This window comes from Streptomyces sp. NPDC058741 (assembly GCF_042746715.1).
Lineage (GTDB): Bacteria > Actinomycetota > Actinomycetes > Streptomycetales > Streptomycetaceae > Streptomyces.
Genome location: NZ_JBHYQH010000019.1, coordinates 78408 through 101502 on the forward strand (window position 1 = coordinate 78408; position 23095 = coordinate 101502).

The 23095-nt window shown below is 74.3% G+C and carries 18 protein-coding genes, 1 tRNA gene and 2 pseudogenes; 15 read left to right on the top strand and 6 right to left on the bottom strand.

Annotation, left to right across the window (positions count from 1 at the left end; translation table 11 throughout):
- Window positions 1–120 precede the first annotated feature (120 nt).
- The 3 genes from ACFW6P_RS17685 (at window position 121) to fdh (ending at window position 5530) form a co-directional block, all read left to right on the top strand.
- Complete coding sequence (locus ACFW6P_RS17685; RefSeq protein ID WP_386353105.1) at window positions 121–1170, top strand: 4Fe-4S dicluster domain-containing protein; 1050 nt, start codon at window positions 121–123, stop codon at window positions 1168–1170.
- Complete coding sequence (gene nrfD, locus ACFW6P_RS17690) at window positions 1167–2186, top strand: NrfD/PsrC family molybdoenzyme membrane anchor subunit (RefSeq protein ID WP_386353103.1); 1020 nt, start codon at window positions 1167–1169, stop codon at window positions 2184–2186. Before ACFW6P_RS17685 ends, nrfD begins: the two co-directional genes overlap by 4 nt.
- An 86-nt stretch (window positions 2187–2272) precedes the next feature.
- Window positions 2273–5530: a formate dehydrogenase gene (gene fdh, locus ACFW6P_RS17695; RefSeq protein ID WP_386353100.1), complete on the top strand. Its 3258-nt coding sequence runs from the start codon at window positions 2273–2275 to the stop codon at window positions 5528–5530.
- Between the two features lie 34 nt (window positions 5531–5564).
- Here the strand turns inward: fdh and selD are convergent, their stop codons facing one another.
- Entirely contained in the window at window positions 5565–6590 is a 1026-nt protein-coding gene (gene selD / locus ACFW6P_RS17700; protein ID WP_386353098.1) for a selenide, water dikinase SelD, read from the bottom strand.
- 53 nt (window positions 6591–6643) lie between these two features.
- On the opposite strand from selD, the gene ACFW6P_RS17705 reads away from it, so the two are divergent.
- Window positions 6644–6737: transfer RNA gene (locus ACFW6P_RS17705), tRNA-Sec, on the top strand.
- Window positions 6738–6786: 49 nt separating this feature from the next.
- Here the strand turns inward: ACFW6P_RS17705 and ACFW6P_RS17710 are convergent.
- Both ACFW6P_RS17710 and selA read right to left on the bottom strand, forming a co-directional pair.
- Window positions 6787–8523, bottom strand: a pseudogene (locus ACFW6P_RS17710) (SelB C-terminal domain-containing protein); the annotation flags it as partial.
- Window positions 8524–8528: 5 nt separating this feature from the next.
- Window positions 8529–9911 (bottom strand): L-seryl-tRNA(Sec) selenium transferase, encoded by a 1383-nt coding sequence (gene selA / locus ACFW6P_RS17715; protein ID WP_386353309.1) that lies wholly within the window; start codon window positions 9909–9911, stop codon window positions 8529–8531.
- 564 nt (window positions 9912–10475) lie between these two features.
- Here selA and ACFW6P_RS17720 point away from each other — a divergent pair.
- On the top strand, window positions 10476–12011 hold the full coding sequence (locus tag ACFW6P_RS17720) for an alanine/glycine:cation symporter family protein (protein WP_386353095.1): 1536 nt from the start codon (window positions 10476–10478) through the stop codon (window positions 12009–12011).
- Window positions 12012–12241: 230 nt separating this feature from the next.
- Entirely contained in the window at window positions 12242–12799 is a 558-nt protein-coding gene (locus tag ACFW6P_RS17725; RefSeq protein ID WP_386353093.1) for a hypothetical protein, read from the top strand.
- A 2-nt stretch (window positions 12800–12801) separates the two neighbouring features.
- On the opposite strand, the pseudogene ACFW6P_RS17730 reads toward ACFW6P_RS17725, so the two are convergent.
- Window positions 12802–12876: pseudogene (locus ACFW6P_RS17730) on the bottom strand (hypothetical protein); the annotation flags it as partial.
- A 260-nt stretch (window positions 12877–13136) separates the two neighbouring features.
- Between ACFW6P_RS17730 and ACFW6P_RS17735 the strand changes: the two are divergent.
- Together ACFW6P_RS17735 and ACFW6P_RS17740 are read left to right on the top strand one after the other, a co-directional pair.
- Window positions 13137–14561, top strand: a complete 1425-nt coding sequence (locus ACFW6P_RS17735) for an amidase (RefSeq protein WP_386353090.1) — start codon at window positions 13137–13139, stop codon at window positions 14559–14561.
- 319 nt (window positions 14562–14880) lie between these two features.
- Window positions 14881–15327 (top strand): type II toxin-antitoxin system PemK/MazF family toxin, encoded by a 447-nt coding sequence (locus ACFW6P_RS17740; RefSeq protein ID WP_386353087.1) that lies wholly within the window; start codon window positions 14881–14883, stop codon window positions 15325–15327.
- A gap of 19 nt (window positions 15328–15346) precedes the next feature.
- Here ACFW6P_RS17740 and ACFW6P_RS17745 read toward each other — a convergent pair whose 3' ends face one another.
- Window positions 15347–16159, bottom strand: coding sequence for a TIGR02452 family protein (locus ACFW6P_RS17745; RefSeq protein WP_386353085.1), 813 nt, complete (start codon window positions 16157–16159; stop codon window positions 15347–15349).
- Window positions 16160–16451: 292 nt separating this feature from the next.
- Between ACFW6P_RS17745 and egtA the strand changes: the two genes are divergently transcribed.
- The 5 genes from egtA (at window position 16452) to ACFW6P_RS17770 (ending at window position 21166) form a co-directional block, all read left to right on the top strand.
- Entirely contained in the window at window positions 16452–17750 is a 1299-nt protein-coding gene (gene egtA, locus ACFW6P_RS17750) for an ergothioneine biosynthesis glutamate--cysteine ligase EgtA (protein ID WP_386424071.1), read from the top strand.
- Window positions 17747–19090, top strand: a complete 1344-nt coding sequence (gene egtB, locus ACFW6P_RS17755; protein ID WP_386353079.1) for an ergothioneine biosynthesis protein EgtB — start codon at window positions 17747–17749, stop codon at window positions 19088–19090. Before egtA ends, egtB begins: the two co-directional genes overlap by 4 nt.
- Window positions 19090–19875 (top strand): ergothioneine biosynthesis protein EgtC, encoded by a 786-nt coding sequence (egtC, locus tag ACFW6P_RS17760; RefSeq protein WP_386353077.1) that lies wholly within the window; start codon window positions 19090–19092, stop codon window positions 19873–19875. Before egtB ends, egtC begins: the two co-directional genes overlap by 1 nt.
- Window positions 19872–20834 (top strand): L-histidine N(alpha)-methyltransferase, encoded by a 963-nt coding sequence (gene egtD, locus ACFW6P_RS17765; RefSeq protein ID WP_386353074.1) that lies wholly within the window; start codon window positions 19872–19874, stop codon window positions 20832–20834. Before egtC ends, egtD begins: the two co-directional genes overlap by 4 nt.
- Window positions 20835–20950: 116 nt before the next feature.
- Window positions 20951–21166: a dodecin gene (locus ACFW6P_RS17770; protein ID WP_386353072.1), complete on the top strand. Its 216-nt coding sequence runs from the start codon at window positions 20951–20953 to the stop codon at window positions 21164–21166.
- Window positions 21167–21184: 18 nt separating this feature from the next.
- On the opposite strand, the gene ACFW6P_RS17775 is transcribed toward ACFW6P_RS17770, so the two are convergent.
- On the bottom strand, window positions 21185–21613 hold the full coding sequence (locus ACFW6P_RS17775) for a hypothetical protein (protein WP_386424073.1): 429 nt from the start codon (window positions 21611–21613) through the stop codon (window positions 21185–21187).
- 108 nt (window positions 21614–21721) lie between these two features.
- On the opposite strand from ACFW6P_RS17775, the gene rpmF reads away from it, so the two are divergent.
- Window positions 21722–21892 carry a 50S ribosomal protein L32 gene (rpmF, locus tag ACFW6P_RS17780; RefSeq protein ID WP_386353069.1) on the top strand — a complete coding sequence of 57 codons (171 nt, stop codon included), beginning with the start codon at window positions 21722–21724 and terminating at the stop codon, window positions 21890–21892.
- Window positions 21893–21895: 3 nt separating this feature from the next.
- Window positions 21896–23053, top strand: a complete 1158-nt coding sequence (locus tag ACFW6P_RS17785) for a GTP-binding protein (protein WP_386353066.1) — start codon at window positions 21896–21898, stop codon at window positions 23051–23053.
- Window positions 23054–23095: the final 42 nt, after the last annotated feature.

Here is a 23095-nt window from a genome sequence, read left to right on the forward strand (position 1 = left end):
TCCCGCACCGTTTCGGCCGAGCGGGCCTCGGGCACCCGTGCCAGGCTCGGAAGGAGCGGCCGGCGGCCCGTCACGGCGGGCGGGCGGCCGGGTCGGACGGCAGAGGGCGGAGGCACGGCCATGGCCGACGACAGCACGGCGCAGGCCCGCGGGACGGCCACGGACCGGGGGCGCGGTCCTTCCCTGTCCGGCGCTCAGCCGGACGTGGCCCAGGCGGCCGGGTACGGTGACGCCCCGCCCCGGATGGGCTTCTTCACCGACACGTCCGTCTGCATCGGATGCAAGGCGTGCGAGGTGGCGTGCAAGGAGTGGAACGCCGTGCCGGAGGACGGCCTGGAACTGACCGGCATGTCCTACGACAACACCCAGGGTCTCGGTGCGAGCACCTGGCGGCACGTCGCCTTCATCGAGCAGCGCAAACCGCTGGGCGGCCAGGAACCCGGCGTCGGCCACGAGGACGTCGACGTCTTCGACGCCGCCCGGCGTCTGGACACCTCTCCCTCCTCCCCCGGGCCCGGGGGAGCAGCCGCGCCACCGCCGGGCGGTGCGCCCGTGGCCGCGCCGGCCGGGGAGATCTCGCCCCTGGCACCGGACGGGCGCACCGAGCTGCGCTGGCTGATGTCCTCGGACGTGTGCAAGCACTGCACGCACGCCGCCTGCCTCGACGTGTGCCCCACCGGTTCGCTGTTCCGCACCGAGTTCGGCACGGTCGTCGTCCAGGAGGACATCTGCAACGGCTGCGGCTACTGCGTGCCCGCCTGCCCGTACGGCGTCATCGACCAGCGCGAGGGCGACGGGCGCGCCTGGAAGTGCACCCTGTGCTACGACCGGCTCGGCGTCGGCATGGAACCGGCCTGCGCCAAGGCGTGCCCCACCGAATCCATCCAGTTCGGGCCGCTGGAGGAGCTGCGGGACCGGGCTGCGGGCCGGGTGGCGCAGCTGCACGCGGCCGGGGTCGCCGACGCCCGGCTGTACGGCGAGAGTGCCGACGACGGGGTCGGCGGCGACGGCGCGTTCTTCCTGCTGCTCGACGAGCCCGAGGTGTACGGGCTGCCGCCCGACCCGGTCGTCACCACCCGCGACCTGCCCGACATGTGGCGGCGCGCGGCCCTGGCCGCCGCCTCGCTCGGGGCGCTGGCCGTGGCCAGTTTCCTCAGGAGGCCCCGATGAGCGGCTCGGACGTGACCAGGAGCGGAATGGGGGGTGCACGACCCGGGCGGGACGCCGTCACGGGTGAGCGGGCCGGGCGCCGCAGGCGTCGCCGTGGACGCGGCGAACAGCCGATGGTGCCCGAGGCCCGGTTCTCCTCGTACTACGGCAGACCGATCCTGAACGAGCCGGCGTGGAAGGCGCTGGACATCGCGGGCTACCTGTACCTGGGTGGTCTGGCCGGCTCGTCGTCGCTGCTGGCCGCCGGAGCGCAGGTCACCGGGCGTCCGGCGACGGCCCGCGCGGCGAAGGCCGGTGCGGCGGGCGCCATCTCCCTGTCGCTGGCGGCGCTCGTGCACGACCTGGGCCGGCCGGCGCGGTTCCTGAACATGCTGCGCGTCTTCAAGCCCACCTCGCCGATGAACATGGGGTCCTGGCTGCTGGTGGGCTACGCGCCGCTCACCGTGGTCGCCGCCGCCACCGATGTCGCGCGCCGGTACCGTCCCGTGGGCTCCGCCGCGACGGCGGCGGCCGCGGTCCTCGGCCCGGCCGTCGCCACCTACACCGCCGTCCTCGTCTGCGACACCGCCGTGCCCTCCTGGCACGAGGGCTACCGGGAGATGCCGTTCGTCTTCGCCGGGTCCGGGGCGGCCGCGGCGGCCGGGCTGGCGCTGGTGTGCACGCCGTTGGAGCAGACGGGGCCCGCACGGCGCATGGCCGCGCTGGGCGCGGCCCTGGAGCTGGGCGCCTTCCGGCTGATGAAGCGGCGCATGGGTGTGGTGGCCGAACCCTTCGGGCAGGGCGGGCCGCGGCGGCTGCTGCGCGCCGCTGAGGTCCTGACGGCGGGCGGCGCGGCGCTGGCGGCGGTCGCGGGCCCGCGTCGCGGCCGGGCGTCGGCGGCGGTCGCCGGCGCCGCGCTGCTGAGCGGCTCCGCCGCGCTGCGCTTCGGCGTCTTCCACGCCGGAGTGGCGTCCGCGCGGGACCCGAAGTACAGCGTCGTCCCGCAGCGCGAGCGCCTGCGGGACGCGCGGGGATGAGACGCGCCGGCCGGTTTCGCCGCGCGTGACGCGGGTACCCCGCTGCGCCGAGAGCACCTGCCGGGCACCAAGGAAGGGCGGAGGACATGGGCGTACGCACCTGGATCGACTCGTGGCCGGTCTACCGCCAGCTCAAGGGCACCGACCCGCTGGGCCGGGGAGCCGCCGCCAAGAGCGCGGCGAGCGAGCGGCTGACACCCCGGGTCGCGAGCGCCGACCGGGTGGTGAAGTCGGTCTGCCCGTACTGCGCAGTGGGCTGCGGGCAGAACGTCTACGTCGAGGACGGCCGGGTCACCCAGATCGAGGGCGACCCCGACTCCCCGATCTCACGCGGCCGCCTGTGCCCCAAGGGCTCGGCCAGTCTCCAGCTGACGACGGGCGGCAGCCGCGAGCACCAGGTGCTCCACCGCCGCCCCCACGGCACCGACTGGGAGCGCCTGGACCTCGACACGGCGATGGACATGATCGCCGACCGGGTCGTCGAGGCCCGCCGCGCAGGCTGGCAGTGGGAGGTCGAGGGCACCCGCACCCGGCGCACCCTGGGCATCGCGAGCCTCGGCGGGGCGACGCTGGACAACGAGGAGAACTATCTGATCAAGAAGCTCTTCACGGCCATGGGGGCCATCCAGATCGAGAACCAGGCGCGTGTTTGACACTCCTCCACCGTTCCCGGTCTGGGAACCTCGTTCGGACGCGGCGGCGCGACCACCTTCCAGCAGGACCTGCAGAACTCGGACTGCATCGTCATCCAGGGCTCGAACATGGCCGAGTGCCATCCGGTCGGGTTCCAGTGGGTGATGGAGGCCAAGGCCCGCGGGGCGAAGGTGATCCACGTCGACCCGCGCTTCACCCGCACCAGCGCCCTGGCCGACCTGCACGTGCCGCTGCGCGCGGGCACGGACATCGCCTTCCTCGGCGGGATCGTCAACCACGTCCTGCAGCGGGAGAAGTACTTCCGCGACTACGTCGTGGCCTACACCAACGGCCCCGTCGTCCTGCGCGAGGAGTTCCGGGACACCGAGGACCTCGACGGCGTCTTCTCCGGCCTCGACCCCGAAGGCCGCACCTACGACACCACGAGCTGGCAGTACGCGGGCATGGACGTGCAGGCCGCCTCGGGCCGGCGTGACCAGGGGTACGACGAGCGCACGGGCCCGGGCTCGATGGCGGAGGCGGGGCGCGGCGAGGCACACGGCTCGGGCGGCGCGGACATCGGCGCGGGCGAGCCGGAACGCGACGAGACGATGAGCCACCCGCGCTGCGTCTTCCAGGTGCTCAAGCGGCACTACGCCCGCTACACGCCCGAGCTCGTCGAGCGGATCTGCGGCGTTCCGCAGGACGTCTTCCGCGAGGTGTGCGCACACATCACGGACAACTCCGGCCGCGACCGCACCACGGCCTTCGCGTACGCGGTCGGCTGGACGCAGCACACCACGGGGGTGCAGTACATCCGTGCGGCGGCCGTGCTGCAGAGCCTGCTGGGCAACATCGGCCGGCCCGGCGGCGGCATCCTCGCCCTGCGCGGGCACGCCTCCATCCAGGGCTCCACGGACATCCCGACTCTGTTCAACCTGCTCCCCGGCTACATCCCGATGCCGCACGCGCACGAGCGGGACGATCTGGACTCCTTCGTCCGGGGGGAGGCTGCGCGGAAGGGCTACTGGGGCAACATGCGCGCCTACCTGGTGAGCCTGCTGAAGGCCTACTGGGGTGACGCGGCCACCGCCGGCAACGACTTCTGCTTCGACTACCTGCCGCGGCTGACGGGCTCCCACTCCACCTACGAGACGGTCATGGCGCAGCTGGAGGGCACCTGCAAGGGCTACTTCCTCATGGGCGAGAACCCCGCGGTGGGCTCCGCCAACGCCAAGCTGCAGCGCCTGGGCATGGCGAACCTGGACTGGCTCGTCGTACGGGACTTCTCCCTCATCGAGTCGGCCACCTGGTGGAAGGACGGCCCGGAGATCGAGACGGGCGAGCTGCGCACCGAGGACATCGGCACCGAGGTGTTCTTCCTGCCGGCCGCCGCGCACACCGAGAAGGAAGGCACCTTCACCAACACCCAGCGCCTGCTGCAGTGGCACCACCAGGCGGTCGAACCGCCCGGCGAGTCCCGCAGCGACCTGTGGTTCACCTACCACCTCGGGCGGATCATCCGGCAGAAGCTCGCCGCGTCCACCGACCCGATGGACCGGCCGCTGCTCGACCTGACCTGGGACTACCCGACCAGGGGCGAGCTCGACGAACCCGCGGCCGAGGCGGTCCTGGCCGAGATCAACGGCCGTGACGCCGAGGGCCGTCCGCTGGCCTCCTACGAGCAGCTCGCCGCCGACGGCTCCACCAGCTGCGGCTGCTGGATCTACTGCGGCGTCCGCGCCGACGGCGTCAACCAGGCCGCCCGGCGCAAGCCGGGCGAGCAGCAGGACTGGGTGGCGAACGAGTGGGGCTGGGCGTGGCCGGCGAACCGGCGCGTGCTGTACAACCGCGCCTCCGCCGACCCGGACGGCAAGCCGTGGAGCACGCGCAAGGCCCTGGTGTGGTGGGACGGGGAACAGGGGCGGTGGACGGGCCACGACATCCCCGACTTCAAGGCGGACAAGCCGCCCGGCCACCGGCCTCCGCGGGACGCGACCGGTCCCGAGGCGCTCTCCGGCACCGACGCGTTCGTCATGCAGGCCGACGGCAAGGCCTGGCTGTACGCGCCGGCCGGGCTGACCGACGGGCCGCTGCCCGCGCACTACGAGCCGCAGGACTCGCCGTTCCCGAACCTCCTGTACGGCCGGCAGCGCAACCCGGTGCGGCGGTTGCCGCCGCCGCACCCGGACAACCGCTACCAGCCCAGCGGCGGCGAACCCGGCACGGAGGTGTTCCCGTTCGTGGCCACCACCTACCGGCTCACCGAGCACCACACCGCGGGCGGCATGTCGCGCTGGCAGCCGTATCTGGCGGAGCTGCAGCCGGAGTTCTTCTGCGAGGTGTCCCCCGGGCTGGCGGCCGAGCGCGGCCTCGAGCACACCGGCTGGGCGACGATCGTCAGCGCCCGGGGGGTGATCGAGGCGCGGGTGCTGGTGACCGACCGCGTGCCGCCGCTGACCGTGCACGGGCGGACCCTGCACCAGGTGGGCCTGCCCTACCACTGGGGGCCGAACGGCTGCAGCACCGGGGACGCGGCCAACGAGCTGGTGCACCTGTCGCTCGACCCCAACACGCACATCCAGGAGACCAAGGCGTTCGCGGTGGACATCCGGCCCGGCCGCCGCCCCCGGGGACCGGCGGCCGTGGAGCTGGTGAAGGCCTACCGGGCGCGGGCTGGCATCACGGACCGGACAGGCACGGAGCTCTGACCGGCGGCCGGGAGGCCGCGGGGCGCTCGGGCGCTCAGCGCAGGACGACCGAGTGGCTCCCGCGCGGCACGAGTTCGCCCACCACCGGCGCGCCGGGCACCTCGCCGGCCACGAGGAGTCCGCCCGAGGTCTGGGCGTCGGCCAGCAGGAGGCGCATGTCGGGGGTGGTGTCCCCGAAGTCGGTGAAGGGCGCCACCCAGTCCAGGTTCCGCCGGGTGCCGCCGCTGACGTAGCCGTCGCGCACGGCCTCCCACGCTCCGTCCAGCCAGGGCACGGCGGCGGTGTCCACGACCGCGGTCACCTCAGAGGCCCGGGCCAGTTTGTGCAGGTGTCCCAGGAAGCCGAAACCGGTGACGTCGGTGGCGCAGGTGGCTCCCGCCTCCAGGGCCGCGGCCGCCGCGTCCCGGTTGAGGGCCACCATGGTGGCCACCGCCTGTTCGAACCGTTCGCCGGTGGCCTTGTGGCGGTTGTTGAGCACGCCGAGGCCGAGGGGCTTGGTGAGCGACAGCGGCACGCCCGGCCGTCCGGCGTCGTTGCGCAGCAGCCGCCCGGGGTCGGCCAGACCGGTGACGGCCATGCCGTACTTGGGTTCCGGGTCGTCCACGCTGTGTCCGCCGCCCACGTGGCAGCCCGCCTCGGCGGCGATGTCGAGCCCGCCGCGCAGCACCTCGCGGGCCAGGTCGAACGGCAGCACGTCACGGGGCCAGGCGAGCAGGTTGACGGCCAGGACCGGGCGTCCGCCCATCGCGTAGACGTCGGACAGGGCGTTGGCCGCGGCGATGCGCCCCCAGTCGTAGGGGTCGTCCACGACGGGGGTGAAGAAGTCGGCCGTGCAGACCACCGCCGACGCCGGGGCGCCGCCCGTGCGGGGCAGGGCGGCCACGGCCGCGTCGTCCCCCGTGGCCAGCCCGACGAGCAGCGGTGTGTCGCCCGCGGTCACGGGGGGCTCGGCCAGGTGGCCGAGCACGTCCTCCAGTTCGCCGGGCGGGATCTTGCAGGCGCAACCGCCGCCGTGCGCGTACCGGGTGAGCCGTACCGGGGCTTCGCGCGTCGAGGTCATCGGGGGTCTCCTCCTCGCCGGCCGCGGGGCCGGCCTGGGTTAGCCTGTCGGGCGGAGGCGTGTGGGTGCCTGGTGGCCCTCCCGGTCTTCAAAACCGAGGTGCCCGAGGATCTCGGGCAGGCGGGTTCGATTCCCGTCCGCCTCCGCTTCCGATCTCCGTGCCCGCCCGGCAGCGCCGGTAGCGGTCGTCCACCCGCTCGGTGTACCCCCGGTCGTCGAGGTGCTCCAGCAGCGGCACGGCCACCCGGCGGGTGGTGTCCAGGGCGCGGCGTGCCTCGCTGAGCGTGAACGGCTGGGGAATCTCCCGGAGTACGGCGGCGGCCTCGGTGGCCGCGTCGGGGAGCAGCACGATGCCGTCGCCGACCGCCAGCAGCTCCCCCGCGGAGACGGCCGCGGCCACGGCCTTGCGGTGCAGGCCCAGTTCGGCCAGCCGGTCGGCCTCCGGGGCGCGGAACGGGGTGTGCTCCAGATCCCGGCGCACGGCGTCGACGGCCGCGCGGACGGGCGGGGGCAGGGTGGGGCCCGGGTCTCCGGGGCCGTACAGCCGGCCCCGGCGGTGGCGCACCGGGCCGGCGGTCGCGGCGAGGGCGTCGACCAGGGAGCGGTCCGGCAGGCCGAGCAGCCGCCGGGCCGCCTCGGTGGGCAGGCCGGGCTCCATCGGGTGCCGCGCCGCGTGGCGTTCCACCTCGGCGGCGAGCCGGTCCCGCAGGGCGGCCCAGTGGCCGGGGTCGGCGAGCCAGTCCCCGGCGACGGGCCGGCCCGGGGCGGGCACGCCCATGGCCCGCAGCTCGGCGCGGGTCACGAGCCTGCGGCGCCGCAGCTCGGCCGCACCGTCCGGGCGGCCCGTCATGCCCGCGAGCTCGGCCGCGCGGGCCCGGGCCGCGCCGCGCCTCTCCAGGGGCGGCGGTCGTACGTCCAGCACGGTCGCGCCGCACGGGGCGCGCCGCCCGCCCGGCTCCCGCAGGACCGCGCGGTCACCGACCCGCAGGGGGAGCGCCCGGCGGAGCGTCAGCCGTGCGGTGTCGCCGCCGAGCGGACGGACGGTCACCGGCACGGCGGCGGTGCCGAGGTGCAGGGTGAGGGTGCGCGGCAGGTCCTCCACGGGTTCACCGGCCACCCGTACGTCGGCCACGCCGGTGAGCAGCCAGCGGTCGGGGGTCAGCAGCACCTCGCCGCGGCCCAGGACGGAGTGGGCGGGGCCGTGCACGTTGACGGCCACGCGCGCCACGCCGCGGACGGCCGGGACGTCCTCGTGCAGGCACTGCAGTCCCCGGACACGGAGCGCCGTGGTGGCGTCGCCGGTGACCAGGCGGCCGCCGACGCGCAGGGTGCCCTGTCCCAGGGTGCCCGTGACGACGGTGCCGTGGCCGCGCACGGTGAAGGCGCGGTCCAGCCACAGGCGGACGTCGGCGTCGGCGGGCGGCTCGGGCAGCGACCGGCCCAGCCGGTCCAGTTCCCGGCGCAGTTCGTCCAGCCCGGCCCCGGTCACCGCGCTGACGGCGACGGACGGCACGGTGCCAAGGGAGGTGGCGGCCACGCGCGCGACGGCGTCGGCACGCACCGGCTCGGGGTCGGCCAGGTCGCTGCGGGTCACCGCGAGGACGGCGTGCCGTACGCCGAGCGCGTGCAGGATCTCCAGGTGCTCCTGCGACTGCGCCTGCCAGCCCTGGTCGGCGGCGACCACGAACAGCACGGCGGGCACGGGTCCGGCGCCGGCCAGCATGGTGGCGACGAACCGCTCGTGGCCGGGCACGTCCACGAAGGCGAGGCGCTGCCCGCCGGGGCCGTCGGCAGGGGTCCACACGAAGCCCAGGTCGAGGGTCAGGCCCCGGCGGCGCTCCTCCTCGAAACGGTCGGGTTCCATCCCGGTCAGCGCCCGCACCAGCGCCGACTTGCCGTGGTCGACATGACCGGCCGTCGCCAGTACCCGCATGGCGCCTACTCCTTCTCCGCCGGGTTCTCCACCGGGTTCTCCGCCGGACCCTTCACCGGTCCCATCACCGCGTCCTTCTCCGCGTCCGCCACCGGTCCCTTCACCGGGCCCTCCACCGGGCCCTTCGCCGAGCGGACCGCATCGGCCAGCGTCTCGTCGTCCTCGGGCGGCACCGTGCGCAGGTCGAGCAGGCACCGGCCGGCCTCCAGCCTCCCGACCACGGGGATCCGGCCGGTGCGCAGGGCGGCGGCGTACGGCTCGGACAGCGACAGCGCGGCGCTGGGCAGCGTCACGCCGGGGGCGCCCCCGCCCCCCACCGCGGCGTCGCTCGGCACGGCCCGAACGTCGACGCCGTCGGCGCGCAGGGCGGCGGCGAGCCGTTCGGCGCGCGCCGTCAGCCGGGCCGGATCAGCCGCCAGCGCTGCGGCGGTCGGCGTCCCGGGCCCGGTCAGGGTCGCCTCCAGTGCGGCCAGGGTCAGTTTGTCCACGCGCAGAGCGCGGGCGAGCGGATGCCGGGAGACGGTCCTGACCAGGGACTCCTCCCCCAGGAGCAGTCCGCACTGCGGTCCGCCCAGGAGTTTGTCGCCGCTGGCGGTGACCAGGGACGCCCCGGCCCTCAGCTGGGTCCGCGCGTCGGGCTCCTCGGGCAGCAGAGGGTGCGGGGCGAGCAGTCCGGAGCCGATGTCGACGACCAGCGGCGGGCCGAGTGCCGCCAGTTCCGCCACACCGGCCGAGCCGGTGAAGCCGGTGACGCGGAAGTTGGAGGGGTGCACCTTCAGCACGAAGGCCGTGCCGGGGCCGATCGCGGCGGCGTAGTCGGCGGCGGTCGTGCGGTTGGTGGTGCCGACCTCCCTCAGCCGCGCCCCGGTGGACTCCAGCAGGTCCGGGAGGCGGAAACCGTCCCCGATCTCCACCATCTCGCCCCGGCTGATGACGATCTCCCGGCCCGCGGCGAGCGCGGTGGCCACCAGCACCAGCGCGGCGGCGCCGTTGTTCACCACGTGCGCGGCGGCGGCCGCGGGCACACGCGCCCGGAGCGCGGCGAGGGCGCCGCGCCCGCGCGCGGCCCGGACACCGGTGCGCAGGTCGAGTTCGACGTCCGTGGGGCCGCCGGCCTCCTGAACGGCCTGCCGGGCCGCCGCCGACAGGGAGGCGCGGCCGAGGTTGGTGTGCAGGACGACGCCGGTGGCGTTGATCACCGAGCGCAGTCCGCCGGGGGTGCCGGGCAGCAGGGCCACCGCCGTGTCCACGACCTCCTCCGGCGCTATCGCACCGCTGCGCGCCCGCTCCTGGGCCCGCCGCACCACCGCCTTCACGACCGCGGGGCCGAGCCGGCGCGCGGCCTGCGCGAGGCGCGGGTCGCGCAGCACGGCGTCGGTGCGGGGGATGCGCCGCCGGGCGTCGGTCCGGTCACCGGCGTCACGGCCGTCGCCGGGCCGTGCCGCTCCGGCCCCGGCGACGGAGGTGTCCCGGCTGGTCCGCTGGTCCACGCAGCCCCTGCCTCTCCGCCCGCTCCCGCACCCGTCCGAGGGAAACCTGTCCGAGGGAACGCCCATCGTCTCCCAGTGCCCCCGGACGCGGCCGCGACACGCCGACACCGGCCGGGGGCGGCCGTCACGGGATAGGTGTCCGGTGAATGGAACTCCCGTACCGGATAACGGTCCGGTGACGGCCCCTGGGAGTTTGGACGTTACTTCCGGTGATGTGATCTCGATCACTAAAGACCTGGTAAAGCCCGTGATAGAACGGCCCAACTCCGCAGGTGGTTCTGTATCCGGCCCCACTGCGGAATGGTCGGCATGCGCCGGCCTAGACGACGAGGGCGATCACGGTCCGCATCCCTGGTCCGCTCGCCCGAGTCACCGATCGGACACAGACGTTCGGTTTGAGACCGCACACCAACCGCGGCAGGGATCCCCATGCCCCGGTTCCGCGCCATCGAGGTAGCCACAGTGTCACTCGACTCCGTCACCCAGTCCGTCGACGATGCCGTCAGCGACTTCTTCGAACCCATAGCCACCTGGCTCGGGGAAGTCGTCTTCTACACGGTTCCCGTCGGCGGCACGGAACTCCCGCTCATCGTCGCCTGGCTCGTCGTCGCCGGCCTGGTCTTCACCAGCTGGTTCGGCTTCGTCCAGGTCCGCAAGTTCAGACTCGCGGTCGACGTGGTGCGCGGGAAGTACGACGAGGAGGGCTCCGCCGGCGAGGTCAACCACTTCCAGGCGCTGACCGCCGCCGTCTCCGGCACGGTCGGTCTGGGCAACATCGCCGGTGTGGCCGTCGCGGTCTCCATCGGCGGCCCCGGCGCCACGTTCTGGATGATCCTGTGCGGCCTGCTCGGCATGGCCACCAAGTTCGTCGAGGTCACCCTCGGCGTGACGTACCGCGAGGTGCACGCCGACGGCACCGTCTCCGGCGGCCCGATGCACTACCTGCCCAAGGGGCTCAAGGAGCGCTTCGGCAGCGGCGGCGCCAAGCTCGGCAAGGTCCTCGCCGTCCTCGCCTCGATCATGATCCTCTTCTTCGGCCTGTTCGGCGGCAACCTCTTCCAGACCAACCAGAGCTACGCGCAGGTCTCCTCGACCTTCGGCGGCGAGGACGGCTTCCTGGCGTCCTCCGCCGGTGCCGTCCTGTTCGGCCTGGTCGTCTCCGCGCTCGTCGGTCTCGTGCTGCTCGGCGGCATCCGCTCCATCGCCTCCGTCACCAGCCGACTGGTGCCCGCCATGGCCGGCATCTACATCGTGGCCTGCCTGATCGTCATCCTGACCAACGTCACCCAGGTGCCGGACGCCTTCCAGAACATCCTGCAGGGCGCCTTCGAGGCCGACGGCGTCGCCGGCGGTGTGCTCGGCGCACTCATCATCGGTTTCCAGCGGGCCGCGTTCTCCAACGAGGCCGGTCTCGGCTCCGCCCCGATCGCGCACTCCGCGGTCAAGACCAAGCACCCCGCCAGCGAGGGCCTGGTCGCCCTGCTGGAGCCGTTCATCGACACGGTCGTCATCTGCACCATGACCGCGCTGACCATCGTCATCGCCAACCCGGCCAGCTGGGCCGACGCCCGCGCCGGCGAGTCCATCGGCGGCGTCACCATCACCTCCGACGCCTTCGAGACCGTGCTTCCCTGGTTCCCGATCGTGCTCACCGTCGCGGTGCTGCTGTTCGCCTTCTCTACGATCCTGACCTGGGGCTACTACGGCCTGAAGGCCTGGTCGTACCTGTTCGGCAAGAGCCAGGTCAGCGAGACCGTCTTCAAGGTCATCTGGAGCCTGTTCGTGATCCTGGGCGCCCTGATGTCCCTCGACTCGCTGATCAGCCTCGCCGACTCCGCGCTCTTCCTGCTGTCGGTCTTCAACATCATCGGCCTGTACCTGCTGGCCCCCATCGTCAAGCGCGAGCTCGGCTCCTTCCTCGAGTTCGTCCGCGCCCGCAAGGCCGGCGAGATCACGGACGGCGACGACGACCAGGAGTCGGTGAAGACCACCATCTGACCGCCCCCGCGGCCCGGCTCCGGAACGGGCCCGTGCACACCTCGCGCCTTGGTGAGCACGGGCCCGTTCGCCGTGCCCGGGAGGACGGCCGGACCCCGTACAGCCGGACCCGACGGGCGGTACCCTTCGTCGGACTCGAGGACGCCGCGCGGCGGTACCTCGAGGGGCAGGGCGTACGACCGGCGCGGGCATTCCGCGATGCCCTGCCCGCGGACGTGGGGAGTGAGACCGTGAACGGACAGGGGCAGGGAAGCGACGGGACGCCCGGGGACCCGTACGGCACACCGGGCACCCCGGGCGCCCAGGACGAGGTCTGGCTACGGTTCCTGACGGACAGCGAGAGCGCCATCCGCGCCTGCGCCCTCAAGGAGCCGTCGGCCGACGAGCGCGTGTCCGGACGGGCCCCGCGCCCCGCCGCGGACAGGGAGACCGAGCGGCCCCGGCCTCTCGCTGACGGCCACGACGACCACCCCTCACCGGTCGGCAGCGAGGCCGTCGGCGCTCTCTGGCAGCGGGACTACATGACGGCCGGACCGGCCTGGCGGGACCTGGACGGCCGCGCGCGGCTCCGGCTCGTCGGCCGCGCCGTCACGACCGCCGTCGCCATAGCGCTGGCCCTCGTCGTCTGGTCACGCCTGTCCCCGGACTCCGGCACCGGGACCGGCGAACCGACCGGCGACGTCGTCCAGCAACTGGAGGACGCCCCCGGGGACCTGCCCGCGACGACCCCGGCGCCGCAGCGGCCCGTCTCCGCCGACCCCTCCTCCCCGGTGGTCCGGCACGGCTGAGTTCAGGCCCGGGCCGTCACCGGCCCGAACGAGCCGTCCTGCCGGAACAGGTCCGTGCCGTCGGGCCGTTCGACGCGGAGCTGGTAGGCGGAGTGGCGGCGGTAGCGGCCCGGGTCGGCTGTACGACTCGAAGCGGACGGAGCCCGGCGCCGTGCCGGCCCGGAGGGGGAAGGTGGCGGTCAGGGCGAGGCGACGGGCCGTCAACGGTTGGGCCACGGGGGTCGGGGCGGTGACGGCCGTGTGGCCGCTGGTGTCCCTCCACTGCCGTCGTCGGCGTTCCGCCCACGGCCGCCGGACGTTACCGTTCGGTAGACAAGCTGCTTCCGGAGGTGCCCGTATGACGCTCGACCGTGCCGCAGGCCTGGCCGAGACCGCCCGTGCGCTGGCCGCCGGGGAGGTGACGTCCCGGGCGCTGGTCGAGCGGACGCTGGCGCGGATCGAGGCGACGCAGGGGACGCTCAACGCGTTCCGGATCGTCCGGGCCGAAGCGGCCCTCGCCGAGGCCGACGCCGCCGACCGGGACCTGGCGGCGGGCGGGCGCAGACCGCTGCTCGGGGTGCCCGTGGCCGTGAAGGACGACATGGACGTCGCCGGCGAGCCCACCGCGTTCGGCTGCCGCGGGGAGTTCCCGCCGGTCGCCGAGGACGGGGAGGCGGTGCGGCGGCTGCGTGCGGCCGGGGCCGTGATCGTCGGGAAGACCAACACGTGCGAGTTCGGGCAGTGGCCCTTCACGGAGGGGCCCGCGTTCGGCGCGACCCGCAACCCCTGGAGCACGGACCACACGCCCGGCGGCTCCTCCGGTGGCTCCGCCGCCGCGGTCGCCGCCGGGCTCGTCCCCGCCGCACTCGGCTCGGACGGCGCCGGGTCGGTGCGGATCCCGGCCGCGTGGACCCATCTGGTCGGCATCAAGCCGCAGCGCGGCCGGATCTCCACCTGGCCGCGCGGCGAGTCCTTCCAGGGCATCACCGTCAACGGCACCCTGGCCCGCACGGTCGCCGACGCGGCCCTGCTGCTCGACGCGTCGAGCGGCAACCACGCGCGGGACCCGCACCGGCCCCCGGCGATCGACCTCTCCTCAGCGGTCGGCCGCGACCCCGGGCGGCTGCGCATCGCGCTCTCCCTCAAGCCGCCGTTCACGGCGGTACCCGCCCGGCTCCAACCGGAGGTCCGGGCCCGGGTCGTCGAACTCGCCGAGAAGCTCGCCTCCTCGGGGCACACGGTCGAGGAGGCCGACCCGCCGTACGGGCAGATCGGGCTGACCTTCGTACCGCGGGCCACGGCCGGGATCGCCGAGCGGGTCGGCGAGGCGCCCTTCCCCGCGCTGCTGGACCGGCGCACCCGGGACGCCGCCCGGCTGGGCCGGCTCCTCAGCGGGGCCCCGCTGCGGATCGCCCGGCGGGCGGAGGCCGCCCTGCACCGCCGTATCGGAGCCTTCTTCGCCTCGTACGACGTGGTCCTCGCGCCCACCACCGCCGCTCCCCCGCCCCGCATCGGCGCGCTGCTCGAACTCGGCGGTTTCGCCACCGACCGCGCGATGATCGCGGCCTGCCCTTACGCCTGGCCGTGGAACGTGCTGGGCTGGCCCGGCGTCAACGTGCCCGCCGGGTTCACGGCGGACGGGCTGCCGGTCGGGGCGCAGTTGCTCGGCCCGGCGCACAGCGAGCCCCTCCTGGTGCGGGTGGCCGCGCAACTGGAGGCGGAGCTGCGGTGGGACGACCGGTGGCCGTCGCCGCCGGTCACGGCGGACTCCACCGCCGCCTGAGCACCCGGGGGACACTCGCGGGCCCGCCCGGCCCGCCCGGCCCGCCGCCCGCCCGACTCACGCGACCGCAGACAGGCGAGAGCCGACAGCCGCTCAACGCACGGCACTTGACAGCCCGGCTGCCCCCGTCGCCCACCCCCGGCACCAAGGGCCCCGGCCGGACAACGCCAGCCCCGGCGGGCGGGCTTGCGGAAGCGGCCCCGCACGGCACTTGACAGCCCGGCTGCCCCCGTCGCCCACCCCCGGCACCAAGGGCCCCGGCCGGACAACGCCAGCCCCGGCAAACGGACTTGCGCCAGCAGCCTCTAGGGTGCCCCCCGTGAGCACCTTCGCCGACGAGAACGTCCCGGGCCGTCACGGCCGCTCCGCCACCGTCCAGGCCGACCCGCGCGAGGTGGGCCGGGTGCGCACGGAGTACTCCCCCGCCCACGACGGTGATCCCGACCCGGGTGAGATCGTGTGGACCTGGGTGCCCTTCGAGGAGAACGACGGGCGGGGCAAGGACCGCCCGGTGCTCGTGGTCGCCCGGGAGCCGGCCGGCACGTTCCTCGCCGTGCAGCTCTCCAGCAGGCGGCACGACGGCGAGCAGGAGTGGGTCCCGATCGGCAGCGGGCCGTGGGACCGCTCGGGGCGTGACTCGTGGGTCGACGTGGACCGGGTGCTGCGCCTGCACGAGGACGGCATGCGCCGCGAGGCCTGCGCGCTGGACCGGATGCGGTTCAACCTGGTGAGGCGGCGGCTGCAGGAGCGCTACGGCTGGAGCTGAGCGGTGGCCGGGGACCGGTTCACCGGTCCGCGAACGCCCTGTCGAACGCGCCCCGCACCTCCTGACCGGGAGTCCGGTCCAGGATCCCGAACGTGACGTGCTCGAACGCCTCGGCGAACCGTCCGCCGGGGCCGAGCAGCCCCCGGAACGCCTCCGCGACCTGCGTGGGGTCGTTGCGGAACACCCCGCAGCCCCACGCGCCGAGGACCAGACTCGGGTAGCCGTGCGCGGCGGCCGTCTCCAGGACGCGTTCGGCACGGGTGGCCAGGGCCAGCGGCAGCTCCGGCGCCCGTTCGGGTGCCTTGCGCAGCACCACGCCCGCGTTGGGCGCGGGCGAGGTGAGGAAGCCCGCGGTGTACGGCTCGTCCAGCAGGCCGCCCCGGTCGTCGCGGAAGACGGGCACGGCCGGTGAGTGGATGACGCGGTCCGTGTAGAACGGGTCGCGGTGGGCGCGGTGGTGGGCGTAGAAGGCACGGGCCCGCAGCAGGCAGGTGTACAGCGCGGAGGCGCGGCACAGGGCCTCCTCCTGCGCCCGGGCGCCGTTCAGGTAGCCGCCGCCCGGGTTGCGGGCCGAGGCGAAGTTCAGGACGGCCACGTGCCCGCCGAGCCGGCGGGCGGCCTGCAGGCTGCTCTCGCCGGTGACCTCGATCAGCGTCCTCGTCACCCGCTCGGCGGACACCGGTACGGGTTCCGGTCCGTACAGGCGGATGCCCTCCCGTGCGGCCCGCAGCTGCGCCGCGACGGACACCTCGCGCCCGTCCGGCGCCCGGTAGGCGCCCGCCGCCACGATCCGCTCGTTCTGCTGCGCGAGGGCGCGCAGACGCGCGCTCACGGCGCCACCCCCGTGGACGCCGTGAACGCGTGCCGTGCGGCTGTTCTTGTCGTGCTCACGCAAGCATCGTGGGTGATTCCGCATCCGTGACGCAACGGGGTTCTCGCGGCCGGAGAACGCGGGGCAAAGCGCCGGAGAAGGCCCGTCCCGCGCGGACGACCAAGTCGGAATGTTCGATTTCGCGCCCTTGTGCCGAGCGACGGGAGGGTTTTGAGTGGGGGACGAGTGACCCCGGTCCGGGCGCCGGAATGCCCGGGCCGGTGGCATGGTGGAACCTCAGGAGGATCCCGACATGTCCGATTCGACAAGTGGCTGCGCGGAGCCACGCACCCTGTCCGAGGCCGGGGTCGAAGCCCTGGTCCACGGCATCTGCTTCAAGACCGGCCCGCCACGCCGCCTCGGGGTCGAGGTGGAATGGCTCGTCCACGAGCTGCGGGCCCCGCAGCTCCCCGTCGCACCCGAACGACTGCGCGCGGCCTACGCCGCCCTGCGGACCCTGCCCCTGAGGTCGGCGCTCACCGTGGAGCCCGGCGGCCAGCTGGAGCTGAGCTCGCCGCCCGCCGCCTCGCTCATGGAGTGCGTCCGCACCGTCTCCGCCGACCTGGACGCCGTACGCGCCGCCCTGCGTGAGGACGGCCTCGTCCTCGTCGGCATCGGCCAGGACCCCTGGCACGAACCCCGCCGGTTCCTGCGCGAACCGCGCTACGACGCCATGGAGACCTGCCTGGACCGCACCGGCCCGGCCGGACGCGCCATGATGTGCACCTCCGCCTCGGTGCAGGTGTGCCTGGACGCCGGCCACGAGGAGCCCGGGCCCCTCGGACATGTGCGGCGCTGGTGGCTGGCCCACCATCTGGGCGCGGTCCTGGTGGCCGCCTTCGCCAACTCCCCGCTCGCCGGTCACCGGCCCTCCGGCTGGCTGTCCACCCGGCAGCGGACGTGGACCCGGATCGGGGCCGGCCGGGCGGGCGCACCGCCTCTGGACGCCGAGCCGCGCGACGCCTGGGCCCGGCACGTCCTGGACGCGCCGGTGATGTGCGTACGCCGGGACGACGCGCCCTGGGACGTCCCGGAGGGGCTCACCTTCCGGGAGTGGCTCCGCACCGGCGCCCCCCGGCCACCGACCAGGGAGGACCTCGACTACCACGTCACGACGCTGTTCCCGCCGGTCAGGCCGCGCGGCCACCTGGAACTGCGCATGATCGACGCGCAGCCCGGCGACGACGGCTGGATCGTGCCGCTCGCCGTCACGGCGGCCCTGTTCGACGACCCGGAAGCCACCGAGACCGCCTACCGGACCGTGAAGCGGCTGGCGGAGCGGACGCTGGGGCTGCCCGCGCCGCACAACCCGCTCTGGCTCGACGCGGCCCGGCGCGGCCTGGCCGACGCCGAACTGCGCGAGGTGGCCGTCACGTGCTTCGCGACGGCGCTGGACGCCCTGCCGCGGCTCGGTGCCACGCCGGAGGTCATCGAGGCCGTCACGGCCTACCTGGATCGTCATGTCGTCCTGGGCCGCTGCCCCGCCGACGATCTGCTCGACCGACAGCGCGGCACGCACGGTCGCGCCCAGGGGAAGGACCCGCGCCCATGACCGACATCAGCCCCGCCGCCGGCCCGGAGACCGAGGGCGTCGACCCCGAGGAGCTGCGCGAGCGCGCGGTCACCTCGCTGGTCCTCGCCCGCGACCGCACCACGCTGCTGACGAGCTGTGTCGAGGAGCCCGACCTGACGGCGCAGCACTCGCCGCTGATGTCGCCGCTGGTGTGGGACCTCGCGCACATCGGCAACCAGGAGGAGCAGTGGCTGCTGCGGGCCGTCGCCGGGCAGGAGGCGATACGGCCCGAGATCGACAGCCTCTACGACGCCTTCGAGCACCCGCGGGCCGAGCGGCCCAAGCTGCCCCTGCTGGCGCCGTCCGAGGCCCGCGCCTACGCCGCCGACGTGCGCGGACGGGCCCTGGACGTGCTGGAGCGGGCCGCGTTCCACGGGACGCGGCTGACGGAAGCCGGGTTCGCCTTCGGCATGATCGCGCAGCACGAACAGCAGCACGACGAGACCATGCTGATCACCCATCAGCTGCGCAAGGGCCCGCAGGCCCTCACCGCGCCCGACCCGGAGCCGCTGGCGCTGTTCACCGGTCCGTCCGAAGTCCTGGTCCCGGGCGGCCCGTTCACCATGGGCACCTCCGGGGAGCCGTGGGCCCTGGACAACGAACGACCCGCGCACCGGCGTGAGGTGGGGCCGTTCCACATGGACACCACTCCCGTGACGAACGGCGCCTACCGGGCGTTCATCGAGGACGGCGGCTACGACGACCCCCGCTGGTGGACGCCGGAGGGCTGGGCCCACATCCGCAACTACGGCATCGACGCCCCGCTGTTCTGGCGGCGCGACGGCGGGCAGTGGCTCAGGCGCCGCTTCGGCGTCACCGAGGTCGTCCCGCCCGACGAGCCCGTGGTGCACGTGTGCTGGTACGAGGCCGACGCCTACGCCCGCTGGGCCGGACGCCGACTGCCCACGGAGGCCGAGTGGGAGAAGGCGGCCCGCCACGACCCGGCCGGCGACCGCTCGATGCGCTATCCGTGGGGCGACGCCGACCCGGGCCCCGAGCACGCCAACCTCGGCCAGCGGCACCTGCGACCGGCTCCGGCGGGCAGCTACCCGGCCGGAGAGTCGCCGCTCGGCATCCGGCAGCTGATCGGCGACGTGTGGGAGTGGACGGCGAGCGACTTCCTGCCGTACCCGGGGTTCCGGGCGTTTCCCTACAAGGAGTACTCGGAGGTGTTCTTCGGCTCCGACCACAAGGTGCTGCGCGGCGGTTCGTTCGCGGTGGACCCGGTGGCCTGCCGGGGCACGTTCCGGAACTGGGACTACCCGATCCGGCGGCAGATCTTCGCCGGGTTCCGCACGGTCCGGTCGGAGGGCGCCTGATGTGCCGTCATGTGGCGTACGTGGGGCCCTCGCAGCCGCTGGGCGGACTGCTGGTGGATCCCCCGCACGGGCTGTACCGGCAGTCGTGGGCACCCCGGCGGCAGCGGTACGGCACGGTCAACGCCGACGGCTTCGGCGTGGGCTGGTACGCCGAGGGCGATCCGGTGCCGGCCCGCTACCGGCGGGCCGGGCCGGTCTGGGCGGATCTGTCGTTCGCCGACCTCGCCCGGGTGGTCCGGTCCACCGCTGTGCTCGCCGCGGTGCGGGACGCGACCCTCTCGGGCGCGGACGCGGAGGCCGCGGCGGCCCCGTTCGCCGCGGGGGCCTGGCTGTTCAGCCACAACGGGGCCGTCAAGGGCTGGCCCGGTTCGCTGGCCGCGGTGTCCCGGACGCTGCCGCACGAGGACCTGCTGTCGCTGGAGGCCCGCAACGACTCGGCGCTCGTGTGGGCGCTGGTCCTGGCCCGGCTGCGCGCCGGTGACGAGGAGGGCCAGGCGCTGGCCGACACGGTCCTGGAGGTCGCCGCCGCGGCCCCCGGCTCCCGGCTCAACCTCCTGCTGGCCAACGGCGACACCATCGCCGCGACCGCCTGGGGCGACACCCTCTGGTACCTCGCCCGGCCCGGCGGCGGCACCGTCGTGGCCTCCGAGCCCTACGACGACGATCCGCACTGGCAGGAAGTCCCCGACCGCACCCTGCTGGCGGCGAGCAACACCGACGTGCTGCTGACGCCGCTGAAGGAGCCGGCCGATCTCACGCCCTCCCCGAAGGAGCCCCGTACGTGAGCCCGTTCCACCTCACCCGCACCCTGCCCGAGGACGCCACGGACGCGGCCCTGCGCGCCGACGTCCGAAACGGTCTGACCGGCCGGCCCAGGACGCTGCCGCCGAAATGGTTCTACGACGCGCACGGCAGCGACCTGTTCGAGCAGATCACCGGACTACCCGAGTACTACCCCACGCGCGCCGAGCGGGAGATCCTCCTCGCGCGCTCCGGGGAGATCGCCGCGGCGACCCGGGCCCGGACCCTGGTCGAGCTCGGTTCCGGCTCCTCCGAGAAGACGCGGCATCTGCTCGACGCCCTCACGGACCTGCACACCTACGTCCCCGTCGACGTCAGCGAGAGCGCCCTCACCCAGGCCGGCCGGGCACTCGCCGCCGAGCGGCCGGGGCTGGACGTGCACGCCCTGATCGCCGACTTCACCGCCGACCTGAGACTGCCGGACACGCCCGGGCCCCGGCTGGTGGCGTTCCTCGGCGGCACCATCGGCAACCTGCTGCCCGCCGAGCGCGCCGCGTTCCTGACCTCCGTGCGCGCCCTGCTCGCCCCGGGCGACGCCCTGCTGCTGGGCACGGACCTCGTCAAGGACGAGGAGGTGCTGGTCCGGGCGTACGACGACGCGGCCGGGGTGACGGCCGCGTTCAACAAGAACGTCCTGACGGTGATCAACCGCGAGCTCGGGGCGGACTTCGAACCGGACGCGTTCGCCCACGTGGCGCGGTGGGACGCCGGGCACGAGTGGATCGAGATGCGGCTGCGGTCCCGTACGGTGCAGACGGTGAAGGTGCCGGCGCTGGGACTGGCCGTCGAGTTCGCGGCGGGCGAGGAGATGCGCACCGAGGTGTCGGCGAAGTTCCGGCAGGCGGGGGTTCGCGCCGAACTGGCCGCGGCGGAGCTGGACTTGTTCCACTGGTGGACGGACGAGGCGGGCCGGTTCGCGCTGTCGCTGAGCGTGGCGCGCTGACCCCGGCGTCCCGCGCGGCGGCGGAGGCGGGCGTCGACGTCTCGCGCTCCGCCGCCGTGTGGGGCACGGTGGAAGGGACGTGGGACATCCCCGTCCCCGGATCGAGGAGCAGCGGCATGTCGAACCACACCTACCGGGTCACGGAGATCGTCGGGACCTCGCCCGAGGGCGTCGACCAGGCCATCCGCAACGGCGTCGAGCGGGCCTCGCAGACACTGCGCAACCTGGACTGGTTCGAGGTGACGCAGGTGCGCGGCCAGCTCGAGGACGGGCAGATCGCGCACTGGCAGGTGGGGCTCAAGGTGGGTTTCCGGCTGGAGGAGTCCGAGTAGCCCGACGGTCCCGCGGTGTCAGGTGCGCCCTTCGCGCTCCTGCGCCGCCGTCATCTCGGCGGACCGGCTCGCCCACTCGGCCCGCAGCACGGTGAGGCCCGCGCGCCGGGCGTCGTCGCACACGAGCTCGTCGTCGTCGACGAGGACGCGGACCGCCCGGGTGCGGGCGAGCCGCCGCAGGATCTCCAGCTTGGTGAACCGGGCGGGGCGGCGGTCGGCGTCCCGCCGCATGTACACGCGCCCTTCGGGCAGGCCCTGCGCGGCGAGCCAGTCGAGGGTGTCGCGGCGGCAGCGCTCGGGGCGTCCGGTGAGGTAGACGATCTCGCACTCCCGTGCGCTCTCCCGTACCAGCGCGACGCCCTCGGCCAGCGGCGGATCCTGCGGCGCGGCCGCGAAGAACCCGTCCCAGTCCCGAGGAACGGCACTCCGTGGCCGTTTGACCGACACCGGGACCCCACGGCAGGGCACCGGGACACTTGATTGCTAATGAGATCCATTTTCATGTAGCGTCCTCGGTGCCCTGCCCGTCCGGCAGGAGGTCCGAGGAGGAGTCCCATGGCTGTCCCGAAGCGGAAGATGTCCCGCAGCAACACCCGTCACCGCCGCGCCCAGTGGAAGGCCACCACGCCGGCCCTGGTCCCGGTCACCGTCGACGGCGTCCGCCACCTCGTCCCGCAGCACCTGGTCAAGGCGTACGAGCGCGGCCTGCTGCGCCCGGAGGACTAGGCGATGCCGCACCACAGGCTGCCCGTCACCGTGCTCTCCGGGTTCCTCGGGGCGGGCAAGACCACCCTGCTCAACCACGTCCTGGCCAACCGCGAGGGCCTGCGCGTCGCGGTCGTCGTCAACGACATGAGCGAGGTCAACATCGACGCGGCCCTGGTGCGCGGCGGCGAGGCCGCGCTGTCCCGGACCGACGAACGGCTGGTCGAGATGACCAACGGCTGCATCTGCTGCACCCTGCGCGACGACCTGCTCGAGGAGGTGGACCGGCTGGCACGCGAGGGCCGCTTCGACCACCTCCTCATCGAGAGCTCGGGCATCTCGGAGCCCCTGCCGGTCGCCGCCACCTTCGCCTTCGCCCGCGACGACGGCGCCACCCTGGGCGACGTCGCCCGGCTGGACACCATGGTCACGGTCGTCGACGCGGCCAACTTCCTCAGCGAACTGGCGAGCGGTGACGACCTGGCCGAACGGGGTCTCGCCCCGTACGAGGACGACGAGCGCACCGTCAGCGATCTGCTCGTCGACCAGATCGAGTTCGCCGACGTGCTGGTCCTGAACAAGCTCGACCTCGTCGACGAGGACGCGGCGGCACGCCTGCGGGCGGCTCTGACCCGGCTCAACCCGGTCGCCCGGCTGGTCCCCGCCACCCACGGCCGGGTCGATCCGCGCCAGGTGCTCGGCACCCGCCTGTTCGACCTGGAGCGCGCCCAGCAGGCCCCGGGGTGGGTCCGCGAGCTCAACGGCGACCACGTCCCGGAAACCGAGGAGTACGGCATCTCCTCCACCGTCTTCCGCTCCGAACTGCCCTTCCACCCCGCGCGGTTGTGGTCCTTCGTCACCGAGGACATGGACGGCGGCAGGTACGGCCGCGTGCTGCGCTCCAAGGGCTTCTTCACCCTGGCGAGCCGCCCACAGGTGACGGGCCTGTGGTCGCAGGCCGGCGGCGTCGCCCGCTTCGAACCGTCCGCCGCCCGGGACACCGACGCCCCGCACGCGCAGGAGCTGGTGTTCATCGGGACGGGGCTGGACACGGACGGCCTCCACCGGGCCCTGACCGCGTGCCTGGTACGGGAGGACGAGGGCCCCGGTGCCGCCGACCCGTTCCCCTCCTGGGACACCTACGGCCTCGACGAGGCGTGCGACCACGAGCACGCGGCGTAGCGGCCGGCGCCGCCCCGGGAATGCCGCACCCCGTCAGGCGTT

Coding starts and splice junctions, on each gene's coding strand:
- ACFW6P_RS17785 (WP_386353066.1), top strand. CDS start 21,896: ATGCCGCACCACAGGCTGCCCGTCACCGTGCTCTCCGGGTTCCTCGGG.
- selD (WP_386353098.1), bottom strand. CDS start 6,590: ATGACCTCGACGCGCGAAGCCCCGGTACGGCTCACCCGGTACGCGCAC.
- ACFW6P_RS17685 (WP_386353105.1), top strand. CDS start 121: ATGGCCGACGACAGCACGGCGCAGGCCCGCGGGACGGCCACGGACCGG.
- egtA (WP_386424071.1), top strand. CDS start 16,452: ATGTCCGATTCGACAAGTGGCTGCGCGGAGCCACGCACCCTGTCCGAG.
- nrfD (WP_386353103.1), top strand. CDS start 1,167: ATGAGCGGCTCGGACGTGACCAGGAGCGGAATGGGGGGTGCACGACCC.
- ACFW6P_RS17735 (WP_386353090.1), top strand. CDS start 13,137: ATGACGCTCGACCGTGCCGCAGGCCTGGCCGAGACCGCCCGTGCGCTG.
- ACFW6P_RS17770 (WP_386353072.1), top strand. CDS start 20,951: ATGTCGAACCACACCTACCGGGTCACGGAGATCGTCGGGACCTCGCCC.
- egtB (WP_386353079.1), top strand. CDS start 17,747: ATGACCGACATCAGCCCCGCCGCCGGCCCGGAGACCGAGGGCGTCGAC.
- rpmF (WP_386353069.1), top strand. CDS start 21,722: ATGGCTGTCCCGAAGCGGAAGATGTCCCGCAGCAACACCCGTCACCGC.
- egtC (WP_386353077.1), top strand. CDS start 19,090: ATGTGCCGTCATGTGGCGTACGTGGGGCCCTCGCAGCCGCTGGGCGGA.